Annotated in this window: 7 protein-coding genes; all 7 read right to left on the minus strand. The window is 36.0% G+C overall.

The annotated features are described in order from the left end of the window. Window positions 1–273: 273 nt before the first annotated feature. Window positions 274–1,830, minus strand: a complete 1,557-nt coding sequence (locus HET73_RS04995; protein WP_174132753.1) for a penicillin-binding transpeptidase domain-containing protein — start codon at window positions 1,828–1,830, stop codon at window positions 274–276. A 9-nt stretch (window positions 1,831–1,839) separates the two neighbouring features. After that, the gene (locus HET73_RS05000) at window positions 1,840–2,607 is read right to left on the minus strand and encodes a polysaccharide deacetylase family protein (RefSeq protein WP_218939319.1); all 768 of its coding nucleotides are present in this window, start codon (window positions 2,605–2,607) and stop codon (window positions 1,840–1,842) included. 46 nt (window positions 2,608–2,653) lie between these two features. Further along, window positions 2,654–3,541 carry a bifunctional methylenetetrahydrofolate dehydrogenase/methenyltetrahydrofolate cyclohydrolase FolD gene (gene folD / locus HET73_RS05005; RefSeq protein ID WP_174132754.1) on the minus strand — a complete coding sequence of 296 codons (888 nt, stop codon included), beginning with the start codon at window positions 3,539–3,541 and terminating at the stop codon, window positions 2,654–2,656. Then, a complete protein-coding gene (locus tag HET73_RS05010) occupies window positions 3,525–4,157 on the minus strand; it encodes a UbiX family flavin prenyltransferase (protein WP_174132755.1) in 633 nt (210 codons plus the stop codon). Before HET73_RS05010 ends, folD begins: the two co-directional genes overlap by 17 nt. Then, the gene (locus tag HET73_RS05015) at window positions 4,158–4,415 is read right to left on the minus strand and encodes a DUF2312 domain-containing protein (protein ID WP_174132756.1); all 258 of its coding nucleotides are present in this window, start codon (window positions 4,413–4,415) and stop codon (window positions 4,158–4,160) included. Between the two features lie 9 nt (window positions 4,416–4,424). Beyond that, window positions 4,425–5,711 carry an HlyC/CorC family transporter gene (locus HET73_RS05020; protein WP_174132757.1) on the minus strand — a complete coding sequence of 429 codons (1,287 nt, stop codon included), beginning with the start codon at window positions 5,709–5,711 and terminating at the stop codon, window positions 4,425–4,427. Between the two features lie 107 nt (window positions 5,712–5,818). Beyond that, window positions 5,819–6,997 carry an acetylornithine transaminase gene (locus HET73_RS05025; RefSeq protein ID WP_174132760.1) on the minus strand — a complete coding sequence of 393 codons (1,179 nt, stop codon included), beginning with the start codon at window positions 6,995–6,997 and terminating at the stop codon, window positions 5,819–5,821. Window positions 6,998–7,132 lie beyond the last annotated feature (135 nt).

Below are 7,132 nucleotides of genomic sequence, written 5' to 3' on the forward strand. Positions count from 1 at the left end.
AGCTTATATAGGTAAAAACCCAGAAAATTTACAAAGACATAAGGTGCACATAGTGCAAAAATTTAAACATGATACGCCAAATACCCTAAGTTTTTTGTCGTTAACCTGCACAGATTGCGAAGATAAATAAAATAGCTTCAGTATCATTATAATTGGGTTGGCGGAGTTTGTCAAGGAGTTTCTTCGTTTCATCCACGTGCTGCTAAAAGTTTGTTATGCAAGAAGTCTAATTGCTTTATGCAACCAACGACTGCCATATAGTATTTCATAAGGTCATTTTTCAAGCATATATCGCAATATCTCGTTAGTTATAGTAACATCTTGGCGTGGGACCTTGCCGTGTTCTATAAACATGGAGATTGCGTAGCGCGGGTTATGGTAAGGACCATAAGCAATAAATAATTTATGACTTTCACCCTTAGAGTTTATCTCTGGTGTGCCGGTTTTGCCGGCAATTTGTACACCGCTTAATCCTTTTCTATAGTTAGAATTCACCACATCAAACATAGTTTTTCGAACTATGTTAAGATGCTCATGATCCACATCAATGTCAGAAAAATCTTGCGCTATATTACTTATTTCGATGTAGGGAATCACCTCCTTTCCTGTTGCAATTCTTGCTGCAAGAACTGCTAGCTGCAGTGGTGTTGTAAGTATATACCCTTGTCCTATAACTAAGTTGATGGTATCACCTAAATACCATTCTGAATATAGCTTTCGTGCGCGCCAATCTCTATCAGGCAGCAACCCTGGAGCTTCCTCCTTAAACGTTCCAATTAGTGGCCCACTGCCAATGCCAAATTTTCTGGCCATTTCCACCAGAGAGTCTACACTTATCTTTTTTCCTATGTTATAAAAGTAAGTGTTGCATGAAAGAGCCATTGCTTCATTTAAAGATACATATCCATGGACCTTGCTTTTTAAGCAACGAAATTTCCGTTCGCCTATTTTCATATAGCCCCTACACAAAAATTTTTCTTCTGGTGTGATTATTCCATCCTTTAAACCTGCAAGCGCAACTATTATTTTAAATATTGAACCAGGCGGAATTTGATATGATAATGCACGATTTACAAGTGGTAATGAAGGTACATTTAAACTTTCCCAAGTTTCATTCGATAATCTGTTAGTAAAAAGATTATTATCGTAAGAAGGTGAATTATATAACGCTAAAATTTCTCCGTTATTTACATCAATTACCACTGCAGAGCCTTTGTGATCTTTAAATATCTCCACAATTTTCTCCTGCAGATCGATATCAATTGTCAGATGCACATCTTGTCCGTTTTGCTGTGGTATGTTCGACAACTCTCTCACGATACGCTTCCTAGAATTTATTTCCTGCTCAGATTTTCCTGGCTCACCTTTTAATATATGATCGTATGTATATTCAATGCCGCTGATTCCCACTTCGTTTATGCCTTGCTGCTTTTTTGTATATCCCAACACATGAGAGCACATCGAACCAAACGGATAGTAACGTTTATAAAGAGCGGTTACTTTTGTTTCTGACAATTCTACTGCTTCAGATTCAATCTCTGACAATGTTTGCAAATCCACTTCCTTACCAGAAGTTTTTTGTCCATCAAACAAAACAACGTACGAAATTTTGTTTATCGCAAGTCCAACGCCATTCCTATCTAAAATTCTGCCACGCTTAGGCATGATAGTGGCAATTCGTGTTCTATTACTGCTGGATAGTGCTTCGTATTTTTGTCTGTTTCGTATCTGTAAATTATATAACCTATAACTAAAAATGGCAGAAATAGTAAGCTGAATACCACCTAATATAAATGCTCTACGGTTAAAGACTTTGTTTTTTGTCCGCATAAAATTTCTTTAAAATGCACTCTCTCCCATTCTGGCTTTACAAATCCTTTCTTCCCACTCACTTAAGGTAACAAATTTGTAACCTGATTTTTTTAGTATCTTAATAATCTGGGGTAAAGCTTCAACTGTATTTGATTTGTTGTCGTGGTCATGGAACAGTATGATTGCTCCACTGTGTATGTTGCTTACAACTCTTTCAACTAAGATCTCTGGTTTATCACCTTGCCAATCCAGGGAATCAACTGTCCATAATATCGAATACATATTCAATTGATCAGTGTTTTCAATCAGATTATCATCATGACATCCATACGGTGGACGAAACCATTTTACATCCTGTTCTGTCACATTTTTAATTGCTACATTCGTCTTTTCTAACTCTTGTAATTGTTCCTCACTTGTAAGTAACGTCAATTTTCTATGTGACCAAGAGTGATTGCCCAGCTCGTGACCTGTCTCATAAATTTTTCTTACTACCTCAGATGTTTTTCTATTTATACGTTCACCAAGAAGAAAAAATGTCGCTTTTGCTTTATAGTTCTCCAGAACATTAATAATATCACCTGTTCTATTATTAGATGGCCCATCATCAAATGTAAGTGCAACAAACTTATCGCTATCACTCAATAGCTTTTTTATATTGCTCAAATTCCTGTACGATAGATTGAAATTACAACCAAGCCCGTAGTACGGTAAATTAAAATTACAATCACTACAGAAAGTTACGCTTGAGCATAGCAAAAGAAAAATTATTAGCCATCTTTTCAACCATATCATTTTAATACCTTTAATCCTGCCTAACCACATTATTGCAGCTAAAAACTTAGTCCATGAAATTAGAGACATCAACTCCCTTCTGCAAGCAAGCAGCAATAATAGTATTTATCATCAGGAATGCAATGGTCATTGGACCAACGCCCCCAGGTACTGGTGTAATGGCTTTAGCTTTCTCTTTCACCCCATCAAAGTCAACATCACCTACGAACTTTGGTTGTCCTCCTATATTGACACTATTTATGCCAACATCAATTATTATTGCCCCTTTCTTTATCCAGTCTTTCTGAACAAAATTTGGCTTTCCAACTGCTGCAACTACTATATCCGCTTTAGAACAATACTCAGCTAAATCCCTACTTTGTGAATGCAAGATGGTAACAGTGCAGTTTTCTTGTAACAATAGGTGAAACATTGGTTTACCCACTATGTTTGACCTCCCGATCACAACTGCGTTTTTACCTGAAAGACTACTTTCAACCAACTTAATTAAGTGCAAAGAACCTTTAGGAGTACAAGGTATCAGACAATTTCTTTCACCTTTAACTAATCTACCAACGTTTTCATCATGAAAACCATCTACGTCTTTTTCAACGCTTACTGTGTTAATTACCCTACTTGCATTAATATGATTTGGTAAAGGCAATTGTACTAAAATGCCGTGCACAAATGGGTCTTCATTTAATCCACTAATTTTTTCAATCAATTCATTTTCTAAAATGCCATCAGGCAAAACAATAGTCTCAGAACTTATGCCTATTGATTTTGCTTTTTTTTGTTTATTGCGGACATAGACTTGACTTGCTGGATTGCTACCCACGAGAATTACTTTCAGGCAAGGAAAAATGTTGTGCTCTCTCTTTAAAACATCAATTTTTTGTGATAACTTTTCGCACAGGTCATTTGCTATTTTTTTACCATCAATAATAATTGTCACTTCCTTGCCACTCCTTAAAGTCAGGTAATTTGATATCAAATAAATCCAATACTTTTCCAACAGAATGATTAACAATATCATCCAACGATTTCGGTTTAATATAGAAAGCTGGTACCAGTGGAGCAATTATTGCTCCCATCTCTGTTAATTTCAACATGTTTTGTAAATGACCAAGATGCAGTGGTGACTCCCGCACCATAAGAACTAATTTTCTTCTTTCTTTCAGCGTTACATCTGCAGCTCTTGTCAATAGATTGGAAGTAACGCCTGACGCAATTTCAGACATCGTCTTCATAGAACATGGAGCGATGATCATCCCTGAGGTTTTAAATGAGCCACTTGCTATTTTTTCTCCTATTTTTTCTTCAGAATAATAAAAATCTGCAAGCGATGTAATATCCTCAAGTTTCTCTGTAATCTCGTGAGCTAGAGTTATTTTCCCAGCACTGCTGATCACTAAATGAGTTTCATAATCTGATTTACAGCGCGTGACGCTGGAATCTATTATAGCAGGGGATTCAAGAGATCTATTAACTTTTATTAATGCCTCTAGAATGCGCACGCCGTAAATAGAACCTGACGCCCCACTTATTCCAATTACAATTCTGCTATTCACTTAGTCTTCTTCATAACTCATTCCCAGTGCACGTTTGTAGGTGTCAAGCAGTATTTCTTGTTCTTCTCTGTCATCATCATCCATCTTTCTTAGCCTGATAATTTGCTTCATCACTTTTATATCCCAACCTTCATCTGCAGCTTTTGCATATACATCGCGAATGTGATCTTGTACATCCTTCTTTTCTTGTTCAAGTTTTTCAATTCTTTCTATATAACCCTTTAGCTCATCAGCTGTTATTTTTACTGTATCTTCCATAAAACCCAACTAATTAATTGTTGTTATAGTATTGTCAGTTTTCACTTGTACTTCAATAACAGTAATAATATTTTTATCTTTTTTCAAAATCTTAAAGCGAAAGCCATACATGAAAAATTCTTCACCTTCATCAGGAATGCGCTCTATCTCATTCACAATCATACCTGCAAGTGTTGTAGCTTCTTCATCAGGAAGACTCCAATGTAATTGCCTATTAATGTCCCTGATAGTAGATTTCCCTTCTATGTGATACACATTATCAGATATTTTCTTTATAAAGTTTTCTGCAATTACATCATGCTCATCGGAGATTTCTCCAACTATTTCTTCCAGTATATCCTCAAGAGTTACGATTCCCTGCAGTGCTCCATACTCATCAACAACAAATGCAAGGTGTTTTCTGTTTTTACGGAAGTTATGTAATTGCACGCTGAGTGGTGTACTTTCTGGCAAGAAACAAGGTTTTGACATAACCTGGGCAATATCAACTTTCTCTATTTTATTATCCTTTTCACGCAGGGCGTTTATTAGATTTTTTACGTGAATTACTCCGACAATGTTATCCGGTTCTTTTTGCCATAAAGGTACTCTACTGTGACTACTGGTTAAAATTTCTCTTATTAACTCTTCTTTATTTCGTTCTATATCAAGAGAAAATAGATTTCTCCTATGGGTCATAATTTCTGATATTTCTGTCTCAGCCAAGTCAAGTATGCTGTTTAGCATATCCAAATCCTGTTGTAACATGGTTCCTTCACTGCGATGAAGAGTAATCATATTACGCATTGCATCTGCTGCAGATATTACCTCCCTATTCTTATGAAGTCCACATAACTTTAGAATGAGATTAACAATAAACTGAATACCTAACGTCAATGGAGAAAAAATCTTGACAAAAAACAGCACAAAATAAGCAGAAAATGATGTAAACTTCTCAGGATTTTGCATGGCGTAGGTTTTTGGCAACACCTCACAGAACAGCAAAATACAAAACGTCATCGTAACTGTTAATAGAAAAACGCCCTCATTTCCAAAAAAGTTTATAACTATTGCTGTAAATAAAGCGGAACAGGTAATGTTAATAATTGTGTTACCAAGCAATATCGTACCTATTGTTAATTCTTTTTTATTTAACAAGTGGTCGATTACCTTGGCCCTTTTGTTACCGTCTAGCTTTAGCTTATTAACTCGAGAACGGCTAATTGAGGTTAACCCTATTTCTGCCCCTGAAAATAAAAACGATAAGATCAATAAAACAAAAATTATTGATGATACTGAAACCAATAACCAATCCATTAAAGTGTGATGTTATTGTGATAAAAAACAGAGCTAATTTTATATACTATAAGAAACATTTGCAAGTTTGAAGTTTTGTATAGCTGGACTTTATATCTCTAAAATATTTATATACCTTTAACCTCAAGAAATAAACTATAGAGTGCATCGCATGCTGCATCCACATGTTTATCCTCAATAATAAGTGGAGGGGTTATTCTTATCACCCTGTTACTTAAAACTTTAGTCATCATTAAACCTTTGTCAAGAGATCGGCTAACAATTTTATCGGCAAAAGGCTCCTTAAGCTCTATTCCTATCAATAAGCCCTCTCCACGAATCTCTGAAATTATCTCCGGAAATTTCTTAGCTAAAGGCAACAGTTTTTCTTTTAGATATCCACCAACTCTTTTAACATGATCAAAAAAGCCTTCTTTCAGCATTATATCGAGCACTGCATTACCAACAGTCATGGCAAGTGGATTACCGCCATAGGTTGATCCGTGAGTTCCTGGAGTAATTGCTTCTGCTATATAATCTTTTACTAAACATGCAGCTAGAGGAAATCCGTTACCCATAGCCTTCGCACAAGTTAACATGTCAGGTTCGATCCCTATATTTTGATAATAAAATAAAGAGCCAATACGCCCATACCCGCATTGCACTTCATCAAAGCATAAAATCATTTCTTGAGCTTTTGTTATTTCTCTTATCTTCTGGAGATATTTCACATCTAGTGTATACACTCCACCTTCACTTTGTATGGGCTCTAAAAACACAGCAGCTACTTCATCGCTAATTTTTTCTTTAAGTGCTTTAATGTTGTTTCTTGGTACTTTATCAAAACCGGGAAGGAGTGGAGCGAAACCTTCGCGTGATTTTTCATTTCCTCCAGCGGAAATCGCAGCAATACTGCGGCCATGAAACCCTCCTTCGATTGTAATGATGCGGTTACGCTTTTCCTGGCCTTTTGAATAAAAATAGCGACGAATAAATTTAATTGCAGCTTCTGTTGCTTCAAGTCCGCTTGAACAGAAAAAAACTTTGTCCGCAAAAGTAAGTGTTGTTAAGCGCTCAGCAAGCCTTTCTTGCTCGGGGATAGTGAAAACATTAGAGCAATGCCATAACGAATCCAATTGTTCTTTCAGTTTATTGACAACATATGGATGACAATGTCCTAAGGAAGTTGTAGAAATACCCGCAGTAAAATCTAGATATTTTTTACCATCTTTATCAAAAAGATATGCCCCTTTCCCTCTGACTATAGGGGTTTCAAATCTATTATATGCATTGACAATGTAATTCATTTTAAGTGCTATAACATTATCTACATTATACCACGAACATTGTCCATCAGCCAAGTAACTCATAGAAACTGATTAAACTAAGAAACTCCTTGACAACCCCCACCAATCTTATTATCATGCTACTAAGGGTATTTT

Source organism: Wolbachia endosymbiont of Atemnus politus, from assembly GCF_013309895.1.